This is a genomic window from Burkholderia sp. FERM BP-3421 (assembly GCF_028657905.1).
Taxonomy (GTDB): domain Bacteria; phylum Pseudomonadota; class Gammaproteobacteria; order Burkholderiales; family Burkholderiaceae; genus Burkholderia.
In genome coordinates this window covers 329,067-348,256 of the sequence record NZ_CP117781.1, presented here as the reverse complement: position 1 = coordinate 348,256, position 19,190 = coordinate 329,067, and the positions used below count along the sequence as shown (strand labels likewise).

Here is a 19,190-nt window from a genome sequence, read left to right as displayed (position 1 = left end):
TCGGCTTTAGAACAGAATTGATCCCCCTGAAAACATTTCCGGGAAAGCCTTGAATTATTTTTGGGATAAGTACGCAAATTATTCTATTGCGCACGTTTGCGCTTTTGAATTCGTCGCTGATTTCATGTACGACAGCGAATCGAGGGAAAATGCGTGTATGCACGAATGCGGACGGCGGACGGCGCCGCCTCGCAACTCGTTTATGATGACAGCCGGTTCTTCCGCCCCCGCCTTAGCCGATGATGCCCGAACGGCCCGACACCACCCGCCCTCCCGCCGATCCGGACTGGCAGGAAGACGCACCTTATCCGTCCGCCGCGCCGGAGCACGACTTCGCGATGCGGCGCATCACGCTGATCGTGCTGCTCGTGGCGGCCGTCGTGCTGCCGTCCCTGTACGTGGCGGTGATGGCTTACAACGACCTGCGCACGCGGGAAGCCACCGCGCGCGACGTGACGATGCGCACCGTGCGCGTGGCGGAGGAACACGCGCTCAAGGTGTTCGACCTCAGCGAAACGCTCGACGCGCGGATCGTCGACCTGGTGCAGGACCTCGATGATACGGCCGTCCGCCACCAGGAGGCCGATATCCATGACGCGCTCAATACCATCGGCGGCGGCTATCCGCAGGTCGCGTCGGTGTCGATCTTCGGCGCGAGCGGCATGCTGCTCGCGAACAGCCTGTACTACCCCGCGCCTTACGCGTCGATCGCGGACCGCGACGATTTCGTCGGGATCCGCGACGGCAAGGTGATCGAGCACATCTCGCGGGTCATGCCGGGCCCCCTGCGGCTCAAGGGGCCGCCCGTGTTCAATACCGGCGTCGCGCGGCGGCACAGCGACGGCACCTTCGCCGGGATGGTGTCGATCGCGTTGAAGTCGTCCTACTTCAGCGCGTTCTACCGCGACCTGCTCGGCGGCGCGAACGCGCCGATGACGATGGCGCTCACGCGCACCGATGGCGCGGTGCTCGCCTCCTATCCACCGTTGCCGGCCGGCGCGAACGCGCCGGCGGCCGCGAGCGGTGACGACGCCGGCGATCCGCGCGCGGGCGTGGTGCGCGTGAACCACGACGGCGACAGCGAGATCGTCGCGTACCGGCGGGTCGGCAGCTATCCCGTGCTCGTGTCGTGCGCCTATCGCACCTCGGCGATCTGGCGCGAGTGGTATCAGCACCTGAGCGTGCTGTTCCTGTCGATGTTCGTGCCGTCGATCGCGCTGTGGAGCGTGATCTGGCTGTCGCTCAAGCGCCTGCGCGCCGAGGAGGAGGCCTGGGAACGCTGGCAGGCCGAGGCGTCGATGCGCCGCTCGATCGAGTCGGCGTACCGCCAGTCGCGCAAGATGGAAGCGCTCGGCAACCTGGTCGGCAGCGTCGCGCACGACTTCAACAACCTGCTGATGATCATCTCGAGCAACGTGCAGATCGCACGGCGGCGCGGGGTCCAGCACCTCGACACCGAACTCGCGGCGATCGAGCGCGCGCTGAAGAACGGCCAGTCGCTGACGCGCCAGCTGCTCGGCGTGGCCCGCAAGCAGCCGCTGCGCAGCGAGACGATCGACGTCGCGCAGTGGCTCGCCGCGTGCCGCGAGTTGCTCAAGACCTCGCTCGGCTCGAAATCATCGCTCGTCGTCGAGACGCCGTCCGACCTGTGGCCGATCCACGTCGACATGGCCGAGTTGGAGCTGGCCGTGATCAACCTCGCCGTCAACGCGCGCGATGCGATGCCGCACGGCGGCTGCTTCACGATCCGCGCGCACAACATCTCGTTCCGCCGCGAGGACGGCTTCCCGCTGACGGGCGACTTCGTCCAGCTCGCGCTCGACGACACCGGCGCGGGGATGCCGCCCGACGTGCTCGCGCGCGCGTTCGAGCCGCTCTTCACGACCAAGGCGAAAGGCATGGGCACCGGGCTCGGCCTGCCGCAGGTGTTCGCGTTCTCCGAACGCTCGGGCGGCCTCGCGACCATCGACAGCGCGATCGGCGCGGGCACCTCGGTGCGCCTGTACCTGCCGCGCGCCCGCGCCGGCGAGATGCCGCGCGCGGTGATCGCGGCCGACGCCGCCGACGCTCATCCCGCCGGACCGCCGCCCGACGGCCTGCGGATCCTGCTGGTGGAAGACAACGGCGAGGTGGCGGCGGGCACCGAGGCGCTGCTGCAAATGCTCGGCCACGAGGTCGCCTATGCCGCGAACGCCGACGACGCGCTGCAGCTCCTGCACGAGCCCGGCGACGATCCGGGCGCGCCCGGCGCGTTCGACCTCGTGATCTCCGACATCCACATGCCGGGCAAGCTCAACGGCATCGACCTCGCGGAAACGATCGAACACGGGCCGCTGAAGCTGCCCGTGATCCTCGTGACCGGCTATGCGGAAGAACTCGACCGCACGCGCCGCGTCAATGCGCGCGTGCTGTCGAAGCCGTTCGACATCACGCTGCTCGACAGCCTGCTGCTGACGATCCGCGAGGCGCGCGACGCCCGCCTCGCGGGGCCCGGGCAGTAAGGTCCGCCGCGCTTGCGCGTTGACATGCTTACACGCTCGCGTGGCGCCGCACCCAGTCGGCGTAGCGATCGACGAAGCGCTGCAGGAACTGGCGCGTATCGTCGCTGACGATGTTGCCCTGTGCATCGATGCGCGCGGCATCGTGCTTGATGAACATCTCGGGCTGCGCGAGCGTCGCGACGTCGAGATAGGCAAGCACGTTGCGCAGATGCTGCTGCGACAGCGCCGTGCCGGTCGCCCCCGGCGACGTGCCCAGCACCGCTCCCGGCTTGCCCGCCCAGACATTGCCGCCGTACGGGCGCGAACCCCAGTCGAGCGCGTTCTTCAGCACGCCCGGCACCGAGCGGTTGTATTCGGGCGTGACGAACAGCAGGCCCTGCGCGGCCTCGATCTGCTGTTTGAAACGGCGGGCGGGTTCCGGGAAGTCGGCGTCGTAGTCCTGGCTGTACAGCGGCAGGGCGCCGATGTCGGCGAATTCGAAGGTGAAATCGTCCGGCGCGAGCGAGATCACCGCATGCGCGAGCGCCCGGTTGATCGATTCGCGCCGCAAGCTGCCGACCACTACTGCAATTCGATACGTCATGGCTTTCTCCTTCCGCCTGGTTGTCAATACGTAGGATTCGTTCGCAATCCGTCATCCACAGCCCATTTGTAAGCAGGCCAGCTTGAGTCCTGCTGCACGGGCGATTGGGACCGACTTTCCACAAAGTTTTCCACAGAAACTGTGGATAACTTTGGAAACATGCAGGGCAGTTACATCCATGTCGACGGGATGTCGTTTCCGTGTCCCGACTGTGTCCGGAGCGGCGAACGCATCGCCAGCATAAACCGCTTGTTTGAAATCCCGACGAAAGATGCCGACGCGCGTTTGCGTGCGCACCGGTCGGGCGGGTAACCTTGCGGCTGGCCCGTGCGGAACGCGCGGGCGAGATTCACTTGGAACAGGATCGCATTCGATGCAACCCGCGCGCGCCGCGCACGACAACCCGACCTATCTCGCGCAACTGCGCCGCGACCTGCTGCGATTCGCGCGCCTTCAATTGCGCGACGCCGACGCGGCCGAAGACGCCGTGCAGGAGGCGCTCGCCGCCGCCTGGAGCCAGGCCGACCGTTTCGAAGGGCAATCGGCCCACAAGACCTGGGTCTTCGGAATCCTGCGCAACAAGCTGATCGACACGATGCGGATGCGGCGACGGACCATCAACGCGTCGGCGCTCGAAGCGGAGCTGGAAATCGAATCGCTGTTCGACCGCGAGCTGTTCAAGGACAACGGCCACTGGAGCCCGCACGCGAAGCCGCGGCCGTGGCCCCGCCCGGAGACCTTGCTCCAGCAGCGGCAGTTCTGGACGCTGTTCGATGCGTGCCTCGACCACCTGCCCGAGCAGATCGGGCGCGTTTTCATGATGCGCGAGTTCCTCGGCTTCGAGATCGAGGACATCTGCGGCGAGCTGGCGCTGACCGCAAACCATTGCAGCGTGCTGCTGTATCGCGCGCGGACCCGCCTGCGTACCTGCCTCACCGAAAAAGGCCTGACAACCGAAGATGCTGCTGGGGAAATGTAAGGACATCACCCGTCTGCTGTCGGACGGACTCGACCGCGCGCTGACCACGGGCGAGCAGTGGCGCGTGCGCGTGCATCTGCCGAGTTGCAGCGGATGTCGCAACTATCGACGGCAGATCGCGCTGCTGCGCCGGGCGGTGCGTGTCGCGAGCGGAAGGGAGACGGGGGAGGGGGACTGAGTAACCGTCTTCCGAGTCAAACCCGATGAAGTGAATCGTCCCAAGGTGGGTTGGTTTTGACCATGGCATTGAGCATGGTCAGGAGCTTGCGCATGCAGGCAACGATCGCGACCTTGGGCCGTTTGCCGGCGGCCTTCAGGCGTTGATAGAAGGCTCTGATGGCGGGGTTGTGGCGTGTCGCGGTCAACGTGGCCATGTACAGCACGCGACGGATCGCGAAGCGGCCACCTTGAACCCGTCGTCGCCCATTACGTAAGCCGGAATCGCAGGCGACGGGAGCAACGCCAACGAGGGCTGCAATTTGACGGCGACTGAGCTTGCCCCATTCGGGCAGTTCCGCGATCAGGCAGGCGCTGGATACCGGGCCAATTCCATGTGTGGACTGCAACAGGCGGTCGAGTTCACTGAAGTGCTCGCGTACATAACTGGCCGGCGCGCCCGGCCCACCAGGCTCGACGCGGACGCGACCTTGCCGATCTCAGCTGAACACGCTCCACAGCGCGAGCGTCAGAACGAGCCCGACCACCGACACGATCGTCTGCAATACCGACCAGGTCATCACGGTCTGCTTGAGATCGAGACCGAAGTATTCGCGCACCATCCAGAAACCGGCGTCGTTGACGTGGCAGAAAAACACCGAGCCCGCGCCGATCGCAAGCGCGAGTAGTGCGTCGTGCGGCGCGCTCAGCCCCGCGACCAGAGGCGCGACGATGCCGGCCGTGGTGGTGGTCGCCACTGTCGCCGAGCCCGTCGCCTGACGCAGCGCGACCGCGATCAGCCACGCCAGCAGCAATAGCGGGACATGCGCGCCGAGCGCGATCTTGCCGATCGTGCCGCTGATCCCGGCCAGGACGAGCGTCTGCTTGAGGCCGCCGCCCGCGCCGATCGTCAGCAGCAGCGCAGCGATCGGCGGCAGGCTCTTGCGCAGCGTCGCGCCGACCCGCTCGCGTGGCGTCCCGCGCGCCCAACCCAACGCGACAATCGCGAACAGCACGGTCAGCCCCAGCGCGATCAGCGGCTCGCCGAGGAAATCGAGGATCGCGTACGCATGCGTGTGCGGCGCGAGCCACAGCTTCGCGACCGTGCGGCCCAGCATCAATAGCGCCGGCAGGAGGATCGTGACGAGCGAGATCGCGAAACCGGGCAGCGCCTCGTCGGGACGCGCGGAGGCAAAGACGCGGGCCATCTCGGCAGGCTCCGTCACCGGCATCCGCTTCGCGAGCCACGAACCGTACAGTGGCCCCGCCAGTACGACGGCCGGCAGCGCGACGATCAATCCGAGCCCGATCGTGATGCCGAGATCCGCATGGAGCGCGCTCACCGCGATCAGCGGACCGGGATGCGGCGGCAGCAGCGCGTGCAGTGTCGTCATGCCGGCCAGCGCGGGAATCGCGATCCGCATGATCGGCTGCTGTGCGCGCCGTGCCATCACGAAGATGATCGGCACCATCATGACGAGGCCGACTTCGAAGAACAGCGGCAGCCCGATGATCAATGCGACGAGCGCCATGAGCCACGGCAGCGTGCGCGGGCTCGCATGGTCGAGGATCGTGCCGGCGAGGCGATCGGCCGCGCCGGAATCGGCCATCAACGCGCCGAGCATCGCCCCCAGGGCGATGATGATGCCGACGTCGCCGAGCAACGCGCCGGCGCCCTTGCTGAACGCACCCGCGACGCCCTCGAGCGGCAGGCCCGCGACGAAGCCGGCGGCGAACGTGCCGACCAGGATCGACAGGAACGGCGCGAGTTTCAGCGCGCTGATGAACACGATGATGATCGCGAGACCGACCAGACAGGCGACGATCAGCTGCGAATCGTGTGGGGACCACGGCAGGGGAGCAAGCAGGGCAGACGGCACGGAAACCTCTGACGGAACGGGAAAGCCGGCGTCAACGCCTCGGTGCGGCCGCGTGGTCCTTCCGATGGTGGGGGAGGAGCGGGGCCCACGCGCGGCGCGGCGCGTGAGAGGAGCGGCGCGGGCGCGCGCCGCTTAATTGCAATATTTCTTCTTTAAAAAATTACTCGAATAGCGATTTCACGTCTTCCGGCGGGCGGCCAATCGCGGCCTTGCCCTGGTAGACGACGATCGGGCGTTGCAGCAGGACCGGATGCTCGGCAATCGCCGCGAGCAGACGCGCATCCGGAATGCTGGCGTCGCCGAGCCCGAGTTCCTGATAGGGCGCTTCGTTGTCGCGGATCATGTCGCGCACTGGGCGGCCGAGTTGCTGATGGAGTGCAGCGAGTTGCTCGACGGTGGGCGGCTGCTTCAGGTATTCGACGATATCGATCGGCTCGCCCGCGGGGTTGAGCGTCTCGAGCAGCGCCAGGGTTTCGCGGGACTTCGAGCATCGGGGGTTGTGAAAGATCGTGGTCATGGGTCGGGCAGGGACTGATGGATGGTGACCGGGCTATTGTAGCCATCGCGCCCCAGGCGTGGCGGCTGCGATGGAGGAAGGCGGACAGTGTGCGTTTGATGATGGGGAGGGGGTGAGTGCTTCGGGCCGCATGGAAATGCGTGGCAATCCGAACTTTATGCGCATAAGGAAAGGGGTAGAAGGTGACTTCAGGAAAGGACTTTCGTGCCCGTCAATTCCATCCTGGTTCGTCGCTTGTACCGGCAAGTTTGGGCATCGATCGGCCCCACGCGACGGGATTGGGGGATAGCGCCTCCCTTTGAAGAAGACCACGACTTTATGCGCATAAGGGTTGGTGCCGTGCCGTGCCGTGCCGTGCCGTGCCGTGCCGTGCCGTGCCGTGCCGTGCCGTGCCGTGCCGTGCCGTGCCGTGCCGTGCCGTGCCGTGCCGTGCCGTGCCGTGCCGTGCCGTGCCGTGCCGTGCCGTGCCGTGCCGTGCCGTGCCGTGCCGTGCCGTGCCGTGCCGTGCCGTGCCGTGCCGTGCCGTGCCGTGTTGAGCCGTTGAGCCGTTGAGCCGTTGAGCCGTTGAGCCGTTGAGCCCGTGTAGCCGTAAGCCCGGATGATCTATTTGGGAGGAGGGCGGCTTCGTTGGCATTGACTTACCAGGTCCGCTTTCAGCTGAAGAGGGCAGAGGGCGCGCCCGTTCATCGATCAAGCGCGTCCACCAAGCTTTATGCGCATAAAGCTCGAGGCTGCCCCAACAACCTGCTTAACCGGACATCCCGTAGACGTCGCGCCATCACCAGCCCTTGCGCCTCATCGCGGATCTCTGCCACGTAAGCCGGACTTCCGCCCAAATCGCGAGCCATCGAAAGGCCCTCGACAAAAACATGAGCCCTATGGACATGCACCTACCACCGGGCACCGCACTGGCTTTATGCGCATAAACCAACCTAGCGATGCCTATCTCGAATTGCGCCAGCACCGCACCTCGCCCCTGACCGAAAAGTGCCCTGCTCGCAGTACCCCAACCCTTCCACTCAAACCCCGCCCGAGCTTTATGCGCATAAATGCTCTGCCGAACGGCCAATCCGTAGTCCGTTCACCACATATTCGTTGAAATAAAAAAATCGTCCTGTAAAATTCCTACGATCAAAAACAGGAGTGTAAATTGGCAGCGGAAATCATTGCAGTCACTCAGCAGAAGGGTGGTGTCGGCAAAAGCACCATTGCCATGCATCTCGGCGCCGCCTTCCATGAAAAAGGTCGACGCGTGCTGGTCATCGACGCCGACGGTCAAAATACCCTCGTCCACTGGTCCAGCGCTTCCGCCGATACCGATACCGGCATCCCGTTCCCCGTCGTCAACCTCGCCGAAGCCGGCGGCCAGATCCACCGCGAGATCAAGAAGTTCATCAACGACTACGACATCATCGTGGTCGATTGCCCCCCCTCGATCACCGAAAAGGTCTCCGGCGTCGTCCTACTGGCCGCGACGGTCGCGGTCATCCCGACCTCGTCATCGCCTGCCGACTACTGGTCGAGCGTCGGCCTCGTGAAGCTGATCCAGCAGGCGCAAGTCATGAACGAAGACCTGCGCGCCGTGTTCCTGCTCAACAAGACCGAGGAAAAACGCATGCTGACGCGCGAGCTGAAGCGTGCACTGGAAGAACTCGGCTTCCCGCTCCTCAAGACCCAGATCCCGACGCGCGAGGCCTACAAGCAGGCCATGGCGCTCGGGCAAACCGTCCTGCAGATGAACGATCGCGGCGCCAAGCTCGCCGCGGCGGAAATCCGCGCATGCGCCGACGAAATCGTCGCCATGCTGCCCTGACTTTATGCGCATAAAGGACCCTGAATGAAACCCTCCCAATTCGCCAAAGGCTTCCAAGCGCGTCCCGACATCACCACGAGCGAGAAGCGCACCGCGCTCGACCGGCTCAACGCGATCGACGGCATCGTCAAATCCGACGCCGCGCCCGCGGCGCCCGCCGCGAAGTCCGCGAAAAAGGACATCCCCGTCACCATCGTGGAAACGCCGCCGGCGGAATCCGTCGACGAGTCGAGCCAGTACCACGCCTGGCGCATCGCGAACCACTATCAGGCGGGGCAGGTCATCGAGCTGCCGCTCAAGACGATCAAGCCGAGCCCGTTCAATCCGCGCCACTTCTACCTGAAGTCGTCGATCGCGGAACTGGCGGTCAATCTCGCCAAGCAAGGCCAGCAGCAGGCCATCCACGTGATTCCCGATTACGACAATCCGGGCACGTACTTCGTCAGCGACGGTGGCCGCCGGGTCCGGGCATTGAAGGAAGCCAACAAGGAAACGGTCAAGGCCATCGTCATCGATCTGCCGATCGGCCTGCAGAGCTACAAGCTCGGCTACGACCTGAACGTCCAGCGCGATTCGCAGACCGTGTTCGACAACGCCGTCGTATGGAAGCGTTTTCTCGACGACAAGTATTTCCAGAGCCAGAAGGAGCTGGCCGAGCATCTCGGCCTCGATGAATCGACCGTTGCGGTCGCGCTGTCGATCGGCAAGCTGCCGGAAGCGGTCATGCAGGAGATGGTCGCGCGCCCCGATCGCTTCGGCTCGAACATGGCGTACCAGGTCGGCCGCTATCACGTGGCGCGCGGCACCGACGCGACGCTGCGCCTGATCCACAAGATCCTGTCCGACGATCTGAGCACGCGGCAGGTAGCCGATATCGTCAAGGGGCGAGCCACGGCACAGGAAAACGCCAAGCCCGCGGGCCGGCAGCGCTATGCGCAGCGGCACGAGATCAAGCTCGGCGGGGTATCGGTGGGGGATCTGAAGTCCTACGGCGAGGACCGCCTCGAGCTGCGCCTGCGCGGCCTGACGCGGGACAAGCGCGACGAGATCCTGCAGCAGCTCGAGCGGATGCTGTTGTCGAACTGATCCGTGTCGGTGGGGCAGGCGGAAAACAAATCGGGGCCCATCAGGGCCCCGATTGCTTTTCAGGTGTGCGACTCGCGCACACCGCGCTCGACTAAGCGGCGCGCGACTGGCTGAGCGTGAAGGCGAGCAGGTCGCCGTCCGTCGGTTCGCCCCAGGTCTTCTGCGCGAGCCAGTCGAAGAAGGCCGTCTCGGTCAGCTTGGAATCAAGGCCGCGCCGGCGCCAGTCATCGCGCAGGTGAGAACCGAGCGCGGGCAGCACGTCCGCCTCGAACGACTCGCGGGCCACTTCCCGTTCCGCGTCACCTTGCTCTTCGTACAGCGCCTTCGCCTCCTTGCGGCGATACGCATCGTACTCGCCACGCAACCGCGCCTTCGGATCGTCCTGCTGCACGCCGGCCGCCGCGCCCTTGCCGGCCGCACCGGCGCTCGGCAGCGCCTCGACGGAATCGACGGGCGGCGCATAACCTTTCTTGAGCGCGTCCTTGAACAAGGCGGCGGCGCTGCGCACGGGCGGCAGCGTCGTGCTGCGCATCCGTTGCTCGGTCATCTGCAGCGCGGCGCGAATGCGATTCTCCTCGCTGTCCGCGTACAGCGTCTGCGCTTCCTTGAGCGGAATGCCGATCTTCACCATCCGGTCGACCAGCGTGCTGTCGAACACGTTCGGATGTTCGTCGAGCGCGAGCATCGGCTGCTTGCGCTCCGATACGCGGAACTGGATCTCCGCGACGCGACGCCCTTCGCGATGCTCGATCAGTTCGACGAAGATATTGGTCACCGCATTCACTTCGGCGATCGCGGGCCGCAGGTAGTCCCGCTTGAAATACTTGTACTCGCGCTTCGCTTCGTCGCCGGCCTCGGTGTCGGGCGTGCCCGACAGGATCGGCCGCCACCATTCCCACGGCTCGCGCATCGTCAGATGGCTCGGGTTGGTCAGATAGCGCACGCAGATCTCGTACAGCGCCAAGCCGGCGCTGCTGCGCAGCTGGCTCTGGAACTGGAGGCTCAGACGCGCATACTGGACCGGGTCGAGCAGCTTCTTCTTGATCTTGGGCGCGAAAGAAAATTCGACCCAGACACGTCGCGTGGCTGGGTCTTCGAGAATTTCCGCATCGGCGATCAGGGTGGAGATCCCCCACTTGCGCCCGGGCTTCTGGCTTGACGTCCCGGTGCTCCATTCGACCTGCACCGACACCATCCGCCTCAGGTGCTCCTTGACGAGCGCGGTGTCATTGGAATCGAATGCCGAGTTCGCCACGATGTCCGACAACAGCGCGCGATAGGTATCGCCGGAATCGTCGGCCTGTTGCGCGACCGCAAGCAGCACGTTGAACAACTTGCGGGTCAGGAGGGTGATCTTGCCGTTCTTGGGCTGGATCGCGATGGCCTCGACGGCCTTCCGCAATTCGGCTGAGCTGGCACTCACCACATCCACATCGGTCTTCTTGGCGCGCTTCGTTGCCATGCTTCGGGTCGGAGGAGAAGGTTCCCCGAAGCATAGCGCCTGTGGTGAAGCACGTCTATAACGAGATGCTCACCGTATCGGGTGAAGCGCCACGCCAAATCACAGCTCACCCGATTACTCTCCCGTAAAGGCTCACCGGACAAAAAAACCTCGAAAACCCGATGCGCCTTTCTGGCTGTGGGGCCCGCAGCATATGGGCTTGCGCGGCAACATGCAAGAGTTGCCGCACAGATTTCCCGTATCGTCTCACCTTAAATCGATGTCGTGATTTTGCGACTCGAAGCCCGTTTTCGGCCCGCCCACGCACGGTGATGTTTTATTCGCCGATTTCCTCCCCGGATCGATACGCCCTTGGCGGCCTTCCTGTGCGCGCGCAGCAATCCTCCCCCCTCTGCCGCACACGCAAAGACGCCAGAGCGCCAAAAACGACGCGCAAGCGCGGGATTGAGGGCATTTTTACCCCCCGGCATCCCGCCTCGATGCCACACATTTTCCGCGTCATCCGCCTAAATCCCGAACATGCTCACCAGTGAGCGGGTGAAAGAGAACGGTGCGGAGACGGCTCAGTATTGCCGCACGGGCAACCAATGCGCAGCAACTCCCGAAAACGCTCACCTTTGATGGAATTCATGCGGCCCGAACATCGGTTTTGACGCTCCCGAAAACCCTCACCTCAGCCTTTCTGATAAAAAAAACTCAATGTAGTCAGACGCTTAAGTGATGTTGCTGAAGCATGGCCTGAAGCAAGCAGGCCCCGAATTCCCTCACCTTTGACCAACGGTCGATACCTGGCGGAACACAGTCCCACTCCCGAAAAGCTTCACCTTTGCTGATTTTTCGCCTCGAAAACGGCGACCCAGGCCCAGTATTGGCGGGCTTTTCCGGGCAAGTAGACACTCACTCCTCCTGAAAAGCTTCACCTTGAGCAAATTTTGGGCATTTCCGGGCTCCCGAAAAACCTCACCTCAAGATTCTTTACCCTGCCCTGCGCAAAATCCCGAAAATACTCACCTTTGCCTGGGATTCCGACCACGCCTCCCCAATACGGATCCCGAAAAACCTCACCTCAGCAACCCAACCCCCTTCCCCGAAGCCCACAGCGGGCGGGCTTTCCCGGAAATCCTCACAGTCATTACCGCTGGAATCCCGATAAATCTCACCGATGCCTCCCAATTGCTTAAAAGAAGGGCAGAATTCGCTGTGCACCGGCCTCCCGAAAAGCTTCACCTAGGCTGATTTCGCTGTGTCGGGCACAGTTTCGGCCTGGCGGGGCTTCACCCGTGCTGCAGCCCCGAAAAGTCTCACCTTTGCGGAATTCCGCTGTGCAGGCGGCTCCCGAATCCGCTCACGACCTTTCCCGCAGGCACTCACGCTCGCCCCTGAACCCCATCACTTCGCGTCCTGCAAAATGTCACCATGACTCCCGTAAAGCTTCACCTCACTGTCCGGAATCCCTTGCTGGTAAAGCGTTTGCCGTGGCGTTAACGTTTTTAACAAGGGTTCAAGGGTGTTTACTTTCTAATACTCTCTAGCGCCCTCCCGCGAGTTTTCCACAACACCCCAACACCCTCACCCACCGCTATGTGAAACAACGTGGTAGATTCCAGGAACGGCTGAAAGTCTTTCCAAAACAATCAGTTACCCGCTATTCTTAGATTTGTTTCACGGATATTCGAGCCAGCAGCAGCCAGATGCAACACTTGAAGCGCCAAAGAGCGCCATGTCGGCAAAAGCGCAACAGACCCTTCAAAAGGGTAGAGAAAAATACGTGTTTCGTTATGATTGATACATTTCAATCGTCCCGGCCATCATGACGCTCGACGAAATACGCCAATCCATCCGCGACGAACTCGATGCTCTGCGCACAGCGGGGGCACGCCGGCAGGATCTGTCCCTGCATGCCTGCAAGCGCTTGTTCTTCGATCTGGGCATCCGACCATCCGCTGCCAACGTCCGCGATCTCACCCAGACCGGCAGTGCCAGCGATATTCCGAAAGACATCGACCATTTCTGGGAACGGATCCGCTCCGCGTCCCGCATCAGGCTCGATGGCGCCGCGCTTCCGAAAGGACTGGAGGAAAAAGCAGGCAGTCTGCTCGGTGCGCTTTATGAAGAAGCGCTGAAAGCCGCCCGGCACAGCCTGGACGACGAGCGCCGGGAATCCGAAGCCACCTTGGCGGCAGCCGATCAGCGCTGCCGGGATGCACAGATTCGCCAGGAAACGCTCGAGGCCGCGCTGCACAAGAGCGAGGCTCGCATCGAGCAGCTCCAGGCGCGGTTGACCGATGCCGAAATCCAGCGCGCCTCTGCATCGACACAGGATTTCGCGCAGCAGCATTCCCTGCAGGAATCGGTGCAGCGTCTGCAAAGCGACAACTCACTGCTGAATCAGCGTCTCGACGCCGAACAGACCCAGAACGCGGCATTGCGCGAGCGGCTCGACACGCTGCACATGGAACTGCGCGAGCGCACCGAGCACTATGCGCAGCAGATCAAGGATGCGGTTGCGGAAGCCGAACGCCGTGTGAAACCCATGCTGGTCGAGCTGGACTCGTTGCGCAGCATGGCGGCGACCTATCAGTCCGGGCTGCGCGACGTGAATCGGAAGGAATTCGATTTCCTGCAGCAGCTGAGCGCGGCCAAGGCCCGGGCGGACCGGCTCGACGAGCAATTGCGCAGCCAGGGCGACGAACTGGCCGAGCTGGCGAAGGAAGCCGACGCGCTACGGGCGAATCCGGGCATGACGCCCGAGTTGGCCGTGTTGGTGATGCGTCTTGCGGAAACCGGCCAACTCGACCCCGCGGCGTTCGGTGCGATTGGAACGATGCTCGATACGCACGTGACGCTGCCGGCCCACTGCCCGAAATGCGAGGACGGGGAGCCGGAGTTGTCGTGCAGCGACGAGGGTTATGAATTGCTGTGTCCCGAATGCGAACATGCATCGGGGCCGGTAGCGTCTCGTTTCGAGGCGGTGACCCGTTTTGGTCGCGTCTGACGGCGCGTCGGCGCGACGTTTTCCCGGCACAGGTGAGACGATCCGGGATCTTAAAGGTGAGCTTTTTCAGGAGCTGAAAATAGCCGGATTCAGGCTGTGCCGGGCTCTGTGGAACGCATTTCCTCTGATACCGGGCTCGTATTTTGTCGTTCCGTCTGCCAGTTCTTCCAGGCTCGATGCAGACGATGCGATGAAACGGGCTGCATGAATCCGAGCCAGCCGCCGACCCGCTCCGGATCGACCCCATTCTCGAACAACTCGGCCGCATAGGTGTTGCGCAGGGTTTGCGGACTGGCCCGCGCACTGCGCGACGAGGCGATGTCGGCCGTTTCGATGATGGCGTCGACCGCTCGCAGCATCGTGGCCTTGTGCATGGGCCGGCCGTTCAGCGAGGCGGGGAAGACGAGGTCGCCCGGTATCCGGCTGCGGCGCCGCTCCGCCAGCCACGCGTCGAATAGCGCGATCGCGAATGACGCGACGTGGGTTTCCCTCACGCTATCGGGCTGCGATGCATGAACCGTCAGCATGGTGGCATCCGATTTTATGCAACTAATCGTTAATGACCGTGCTTCGCCGGTTTTCAGTCCCGCGCCGAGAAATGCCGCGACGAGCGCGCGATCGCGGCGCTCCTTCCAGTGAGCGCCGCCGCCGGTGGGCAAGGGCGAGAACAGGCAGGTGAGCAACGCGGCGCGTTCGACCGGCGCGAGGAAGCCGGTCGGATCGTTGTCGCGCGCGCTGCGCCAGCTTGCTTCGCCATCCTGAGCAATGAAGCGGGCCGGATTGGTCGAGCCGTATTCGCTGCGGCGGACGTGATCGAGCACGCGTTCGATCAGGCGAAGATAGCGGATGCGCTGGGTTTTCTTGATCGGCAGTTCACCGACGAACAGGGCGATCGATTGGGTATCCACCGTGGCGAGATCCTGCCGCTGTTCTCCCAGCCATGCGAGGAATGCACCCCACTGCGCGCGGTAAACGTCGGCGGACGAACGGCGGAATTCCTGGGTAGCGAGCCAGGCGTCGAACGCGGCGTCCGGCTGTGTCGTCCAATCGGCGGGGCGCTGGTTGAACAGGTCGGGGCGCTGGTGGGCGCGCGGGGTGTCGAAGGGGGCGCCGACATTTCAATATTTCCGTTAGTTGCGATCAATGATAGTGCGTCGGCTGCGCTCAATAAAGCGTTTCGTGCCTCGGCGAGGGCCCGCATTTACTTCGCCTGACCCTTTTCGTATGCTCGATGAGCGCCCGCCGCGTGACGCCCGATGCCTTGCGCGTCACGCGGCGCGCCGCTCGGGCGGCCCGGGTGGACGGGCGCCCGCGTCGATTCGAGGAGGCGGACATGAAGCACACGGTGACCGTGGCGGAACGCCAGGCCCAGGGGCGTGCGGTGCGCGCGACGACGCCGCGCCGGACCCATGCGCAGGTCGGGCGGACGGAGCGCGACCCGCTGGCATTGCTCGAACTCAGCAGCGCAGGCCGGGTCGCGGCACTTGTGCCGCTGCGTTATGGCCGGATGCTGGCCTCGCCGTTCGCGTTTTTCCGAGGCAGCGCGATCATTCAGGCGCACGATCTGGCCGGCACGCCCGACAGCGGCCTGCGTTTCCAGATCTGCGGCGATTGCCACCTGATGAACTTCGGCGGCTTCGCCACGCCGGAGCGCGACTTGCTGTTCGACCTGAACGATTTCGACGAAACCGCGCCTGGGCCGTGGGAGTGGGATCTGAAACGGCTGGTCGCGAGTTTCGCCATCGCCGCCCGCCAACTGGGGCACGGCGACGCGTTCGCCGCCGAACTGGCCTACCGCGCGGCGCGAACCTACCAGTATCGAATCGCCGAATACGCGCAGATGGGCGTGCTCGACCTTTGGTACGAGCGCATCACGTTCGACCGGATGATCGAATCGGCCGGCACCGACGTGCTGCGCGAGCGGATCCGGCGCGGGATCGAGCGCGCATCGCGCCGCACGCATGAAACGGTGCTGCCGAAGCTGGCGTCGCTCGAGCACGGCACCTGGCGGATCCGCGATGCGCCGCCCGCGGTGTTCCATGTGTTCGGCAGGACCACGCTGTTCGGCCCGGAGGACGACTGGATGGGGCTCGGCGACTGGGCGACGCTGATCCAGCCGATCTACCGCGACTACCTGGGCTCGCTCGCGCCCGATCGCGCCGCGCTGCTGTCGCACTTCCGGATGCACGACCTCGCGTTCAAGGTGGTCGGCGTGGGCAGCGTTGGCACGCGCTGCCTGATCCTGCTGCTGACCGATCCGCAGGACGGGCCGCTGTTCCTGCAATTCAAGGAGGCGTCGCAGTCGGTCGTGTCGAGGTTCGTGCGGAGCCGCGGCCCCAGGCACGACGGCCATCGCGTCGTGGCGGGCCAGCGCCTGATGCAGGCCGCGAGCGATCCGTTCCTCGGCTGGACGAGCGGCCCGTTCGGCCGGCCGATCTACGGCCGGCAATTGCGCGACATGAAGATTTCCGCGCAACTGGAGCTGTTCGACCGCGACACGTTCCGCCACTACGCGCAGCTGTGCGGCTGGACGCTTGCGCGCGCGCATGCGAAGGCCGGCGGGTGTGCGCCGCAGATCGCGGGTTATGCCGGCAAGGGCGAGCGGCTCGCGGAGGCGCTCGCCCGCTATGCGATGGCCTATGCGGACCAGATCGAACGCGACTACGAGATTTTTCGCCGCGCCTGCCGAAGCGGCCGGCTCGAGGCCCGCACCGAGGCCGACATGGCGGCCGATTTCGGCATCGGCTGACGTACGCGCGACGCCGGCCGGCCGGCGGGAACCGGCGCCCGGCGGCATCTAGCCGCCCCACGCGCGTGCGGCGCGTTTGCCGCGGGTGGGCGGTGGCCCCGCGTGCGGACGGGCGGCCTCGTAGGCCGCGACGGCGAACGAGAATACCGCAGGCAGGGCGTTCGAGCGGCCGAAATCGATCAGGTCGTCGGTTTCGGGGAAATGCATCTCCGGCGGCCGCTCGAACAGGCAGCGCAGCATTGGATCGTGCCGGCTCGCAAAGCCGAGATCCGCCAGCGCCTCGGCCTCGATCGCGTGCAGCAGCCGCCACGTGAGCGGCACCTGCTGGCGAATGTAGCGTCCCGCCACGTGGCGGACGATCGTCTCCATATCGTGCGCCGCAGCCTTGAAGCTGAGCGCGGCCAAATCCTGTTCGGTCATCGCGGGCTCCTGTTTCACGTATACTGTACAAATATACAGTGCTGCGCGCAACTGGCCGTTTTGCCAGGATGCCCCGCGTCAGCGGTGGATCACGATCAGCAGCGCCTTTGCCTCGCCCTTGCCGACGTTGCGGATCGCATGCGGCGCGTCGGCCGCGTAGCGCGCGGTGTCGCCCGCCTTCATGCGCCGGGTCACGCCCGCCGCTTCCACTTCAAGCGAGCCGTTCAGCACCGTCAGGTGCTCGCGCGTGCCGGGCTCGTGCGCGTTCGACACCAGCGCGCCCTGCGCGGCCAGCGTCAGTTCGTACCATTCGAACTTGCCGGCGAGCTCGATCGGACCCCATACCCGCAGCTGGTATTGCGCATCGTGGCCTGCGAGCGTCGGGATGTCGTGCGGGCCGTCGACGCGGATCGTCTCGGGCGCCTTCGGCTGCGCGAACAACTCGTCGAGGCTGATGCCGAGCGCATTGGTGAGCCGCCACGCGACCGCGATCGTCGGATTTGCCTTGTCCCGCTCGATTTCCGACAGCATCGATTTCGACACCCCGGCCGCACGCGACAGGTCGTCGAGCGTCAGCTTGCGCTCGGTGCGCAGGCGCTGGATCTGCTCGCCGACGCGCGGCGGCGTCGCGGCGGCGGGCGCGGAATCCGACGGGCGCCGTGATCCGGTGGAGCTTGCCATTTGATTTCCGTTCACTTAGAGTTGTTCGGTATTTCGAATTTCAGTTCGAAATACCAGAAATATACGATAAATCTAACGGCCGACTATATCAGGAGCAGGCTGCTTCGCCGACGTCACGAGCGCGGCGGGGCGTGCGGCCTGCGGCCATGTCAGGAGTTTTTGCGATGCGTGATGCCTTTCTTGCCCGGGTGCGCGAGACGCTCGACCAGATCCGCACGGACGGTTTCTACAAGACCGAGCGCGAGATCGCGAGCCCGCAGGCCGCCGACGTGCGGCTCGCCGACGGCGCGCCGGTACTCAATTTCTGCGCGAACAACTACCTGGGGCTCGCGAACGACGCGCGCCTCGTCGCCGCCGCCCAGGCAGGGCTCGAGCGCGACGGGTTCGGGATGGCGTCGGTGCGCTTCATCTGTGGCACCCAGACCGTGCACAAGAAACTGGAACGCGCGTTGTCGGCGTTCCTCGGCACCGACGACACGATCCTCTATTCGAGCTGCTTCGACGCGAACGGCGGCCTGTTCGAAACGCTGCTCGACGAGCAGGACGCGATCATCAGCGACGAGCTGAACCACGCGAGCATCATCGACGGCGTGCGCCTGTCGAAGGCGAAGCGCTTCCGCTACCGCAACAACGACCTCGCCGATCTCGAGGCGAAGCTGCGCGAGGCGGACGCCGCCGGCGCGCGCTTCAAGCTGATCGCGACCGATGGCGTGTTCTCGATGGACGGCATCATCGCGGACCTGAAAGGCATCTGCGACCTGGCCGACCGCTACGGCGCGCTCGTCATGGTCGACGATTCGCACGCGGTCGGCTTCATCGGCGCGCATGGCCGGGGCACGCCCGAGCACTGCGGCGTCGAGGGGCGCATCGACATCATCACCGGCACGCTCGGCAAGGCGCTGGGCGGCGCGTCGGGCGGCTACGTGGCCGCCCGGCGCGAGATCGTCGAATTGCTGCGCCAGCGCTCGCGGCCGTACCTGTTCTCCAACACGCTGACGCCGAGCATCGCCGAGGCTTCGCTCAAGGTGCTCGAACTGCTTGCGAGCGACGAAGGCGCGCGCCTGCGCGAGCGGGTGCGCGCGAACGGCGCGCGGTTCCGCGAGCGGATGAGCGCGGCGGGCTTCACGCTGGTGCCGGGCGAGCACCCGATCATCCCGGTGATGCTCGGCGATGCGCAGGTCGCGACCCGCATGGCGGATGCGCTGCTGAAGGAAGGCGTCTACGTGATCGGCTTCTCGTTCCCGGTCGTGCCGCGCGGTCGCGCGCGCATCCGCACCCAGATGAGCGCCGCGCATACGCCTGAACAGATCGACCGGACGGTCGACGCGTTCGTGAAGGTCGGCCGCTCGCTCGGCATCATCTGACGGA

The 19,190-nt window shown here is 64.7% G+C and carries 15 protein-coding genes and 1 pseudogene; 8 read left to right on the top strand and 8 right to left on the bottom strand.

The annotated features are described in order from the left end of the window. Positions 1–239 precede the first annotated feature (239 nt). A complete protein-coding gene (locus Bsp3421_RS04745) occupies positions 240–2,501 on the top strand; it encodes a hybrid sensor histidine kinase/response regulator (RefSeq protein ID WP_273997183.1) in 2,262 nt (753 codons plus the stop codon). A gap of 28 nt (positions 2,502–2,529) precedes the next feature. Here Bsp3421_RS04745 and Bsp3421_RS04740 read toward each other — a convergent pair whose 3' ends face one another. Next, complete coding sequence (locus Bsp3421_RS04740) at positions 2,530–3,084, bottom strand: NADPH-dependent FMN reductase (RefSeq protein WP_273997182.1); 555 nt, start codon at positions 3,082–3,084, stop codon at positions 2,530–2,532. 373 nt (positions 3,085–3,457) lie between these two features. Here Bsp3421_RS04740 and Bsp3421_RS04735 point away from each other — a divergent pair, with 373 nt between their 5' ends. Together Bsp3421_RS04735 and Bsp3421_RS04730 are read left to right on the top strand one after the other, a co-directional pair. Next, on the top strand, positions 3,458–4,063 hold the full coding sequence (locus tag Bsp3421_RS04735) for an RNA polymerase factor sigma-70 (protein ID WP_273997181.1): 606 nt from the start codon (positions 3,458–3,460) through the stop codon (positions 4,061–4,063). Beyond that, a complete protein-coding gene (locus Bsp3421_RS04730) occupies positions 4,044–4,241 on the top strand; it encodes a zf-HC2 domain-containing protein (RefSeq protein ID WP_273997180.1) in 198 nt (65 codons plus the stop codon). The genes Bsp3421_RS04735 and Bsp3421_RS04730 overlap by 20 nt, the downstream gene beginning before the upstream one ends. A gap of 16 nt (positions 4,242–4,257) precedes the next feature. Here the strand turns inward: Bsp3421_RS04730 and Bsp3421_RS04725 are convergent. From Bsp3421_RS04725 to arsC, 3 genes and pseudogenes are all read right to left on the bottom strand, one after another. Then, positions 4,258–4,668 (bottom strand): annotated as a pseudogene (locus Bsp3421_RS04725) (transposase); the annotation flags it as partial. 51 nt (positions 4,669–4,719) lie between these two features. Next, positions 4,720–6,099 carry a GntT/GntP/DsdX family permease gene (locus tag Bsp3421_RS04720; protein WP_273997179.1) on the bottom strand — a complete coding sequence of 460 codons (1,380 nt, stop codon included), beginning with the start codon at positions 6,097–6,099 and terminating at the stop codon, positions 4,720–4,722. Between the two features lie 160 nt (positions 6,100–6,259). Then, positions 6,260–6,616 carry an arsenate reductase (glutaredoxin) gene (arsC, locus tag Bsp3421_RS04715; RefSeq protein WP_273997178.1) on the bottom strand — a complete coding sequence of 119 codons (357 nt, stop codon included), beginning with the start codon at positions 6,614–6,616 and terminating at the stop codon, positions 6,260–6,262. 1,150 nt (positions 6,617–7,766) lie between these two features. Between arsC and parA the strand changes: the two genes are divergently transcribed. Both parA and Bsp3421_RS04705 read left to right on the top strand, forming a co-directional pair. Further along, positions 7,767–8,429: a ParA family partition ATPase gene (gene parA / locus Bsp3421_RS04710; RefSeq protein WP_252982703.1), complete on the top strand. Its 663-nt coding sequence runs from the start codon at positions 7,767–7,769 to the stop codon at positions 8,427–8,429. A 24-nt stretch (positions 8,430–8,453) separates the two neighbouring features. Beyond that, positions 8,454–9,515, top strand: a complete 1,062-nt coding sequence (locus tag Bsp3421_RS04705) for a ParB/RepB/Spo0J family partition protein (protein WP_273997177.1) — start codon at positions 8,454–8,456, stop codon at positions 9,513–9,515. A 91-nt stretch (positions 9,516–9,606) separates the two neighbouring features. On the opposite strand, the gene Bsp3421_RS04700 is transcribed toward Bsp3421_RS04705, so the two are convergent. Continuing rightward, positions 9,607–10,977: a replication initiation protein gene (locus tag Bsp3421_RS04700; protein WP_273997176.1), complete on the bottom strand. Its 1,371-nt coding sequence runs from the start codon at positions 10,975–10,977 to the stop codon at positions 9,607–9,609. Positions 10,978–12,787: 1,810 nt separating this feature from the next. Here Bsp3421_RS04700 and Bsp3421_RS04695 point away from each other — a divergent pair. Then, the gene (locus Bsp3421_RS04695) at positions 12,788–13,972 is read left to right on the top strand and encodes a DNA-binding protein (RefSeq protein WP_273997175.1); all 1,185 of its coding nucleotides are present in this window, start codon (positions 12,788–12,790) and stop codon (positions 13,970–13,972) included. An 89-nt stretch (positions 13,973–14,061) separates the two neighbouring features. Here Bsp3421_RS04695 and Bsp3421_RS04690 read toward each other — a convergent pair whose 3' ends face one another. Then, positions 14,062–15,042, bottom strand: a complete 981-nt coding sequence (locus Bsp3421_RS04690; RefSeq protein ID WP_273998283.1) for a tyrosine-type recombinase/integrase — start codon at positions 15,040–15,042, stop codon at positions 14,062–14,064. Positions 15,043–15,305: 263 nt separating this feature from the next. Here Bsp3421_RS04690 and Bsp3421_RS04685 point away from each other — a divergent pair, with 263 nt between their 5' ends. Further along, complete coding sequence (locus Bsp3421_RS04685) at positions 15,306–16,721, top strand: DUF2252 domain-containing protein (RefSeq protein ID WP_273997174.1); 1,416 nt, start codon at positions 15,306–15,308, stop codon at positions 16,719–16,721. Between the two features lie 48 nt (positions 16,722–16,769). On the opposite strand, the gene Bsp3421_RS04680 is transcribed toward Bsp3421_RS04685, so the two are convergent. Both Bsp3421_RS04680 and Bsp3421_RS04675 read right to left on the bottom strand, forming a co-directional pair. Next, positions 16,770–17,141, bottom strand: coding sequence for a DUF2471 family protein (locus tag Bsp3421_RS04680; protein ID WP_273997173.1), 372 nt, complete (start codon positions 17,139–17,141; stop codon positions 16,770–16,772). 78 nt (positions 17,142–17,219) lie between these two features. Further along, positions 17,220–17,822: a helix-turn-helix domain-containing protein gene (locus Bsp3421_RS04675; RefSeq protein ID WP_273997172.1), complete on the bottom strand. Its 603-nt coding sequence runs from the start codon at positions 17,820–17,822 to the stop codon at positions 17,220–17,222. Positions 17,823–17,986: 164 nt separating this feature from the next. Here Bsp3421_RS04675 and Bsp3421_RS04670 point away from each other — a divergent pair, with 164 nt between their 5' ends. Further along, positions 17,987–19,186: a glycine C-acetyltransferase gene (locus Bsp3421_RS04670; RefSeq protein ID WP_273997171.1), complete on the top strand. Its 1,200-nt coding sequence runs from the start codon at positions 17,987–17,989 to the stop codon at positions 19,184–19,186. Positions 19,187–19,190: the final 4 nt, after the last annotated feature.

Bases quoted from the DNA above. Each gene is read 5' to 3' on its own strand.
- Bsp3421_RS04745 (WP_273997183.1), top strand. From the start codon at position 240: ATGATGCCCGAACGGCCCGACACCACCCGCCCTCCCGCCGATCCGGAC.
- Bsp3421_RS04740 (WP_273997182.1), bottom strand. From the start codon at position 3,084: ATGACGTATCGAATTGCAGTAGTGGTCGGCAGCTTGCGGCGCGAATCG.
- Bsp3421_RS04735 (WP_273997181.1), top strand. From the start codon at position 3,458: ATGCAACCCGCGCGCGCCGCGCACGACAACCCGACCTATCTCGCGCAA.
- Bsp3421_RS04730 (WP_273997180.1), top strand. From the start codon at position 4,044: ATGCTGCTGGGGAAATGTAAGGACATCACCCGTCTGCTGTCGGACGGA.
- arsC (WP_273997178.1), bottom strand. From the start codon at position 6,616: ATGACCACGATCTTTCACAACCCCCGATGCTCGAAGTCCCGCGAAACC.
- Bsp3421_RS04705 (WP_273997177.1), top strand. From the start codon at position 8,454: ATGAAACCCTCCCAATTCGCCAAAGGCTTCCAAGCGCGTCCCGACATC.
- Bsp3421_RS04700 (WP_273997176.1), bottom strand. From the start codon at position 10,977: ATGGCAACGAAGCGCGCCAAGAAGACCGATGTGGATGTGGTGAGTGCC.
- Bsp3421_RS04695 (WP_273997175.1), top strand. From the start codon at position 12,788: ATGACGCTCGACGAAATACGCCAATCCATCCGCGACGAACTCGATGCT.
- Bsp3421_RS04685 (WP_273997174.1), top strand. From the start codon at position 15,306: ATGAAGCACACGGTGACCGTGGCGGAACGCCAGGCCCAGGGGCGTGCG.
- Bsp3421_RS04680 (WP_273997173.1), bottom strand. From the start codon at position 17,141: ATGACCGAACAGGATTTGGCCGCGCTCAGCTTCAAGGCTGCGGCGCAC.
- Bsp3421_RS04675 (WP_273997172.1), bottom strand. From the start codon at position 17,822: ATGGCAAGCTCCACCGGATCACGGCGCCCGTCGGATTCCGCGCCCGCC.
- Bsp3421_RS04670 (WP_273997171.1), top strand. From the start codon at position 17,987: ATGCGTGATGCCTTTCTTGCCCGGGTGCGCGAGACGCTCGACCAGATC.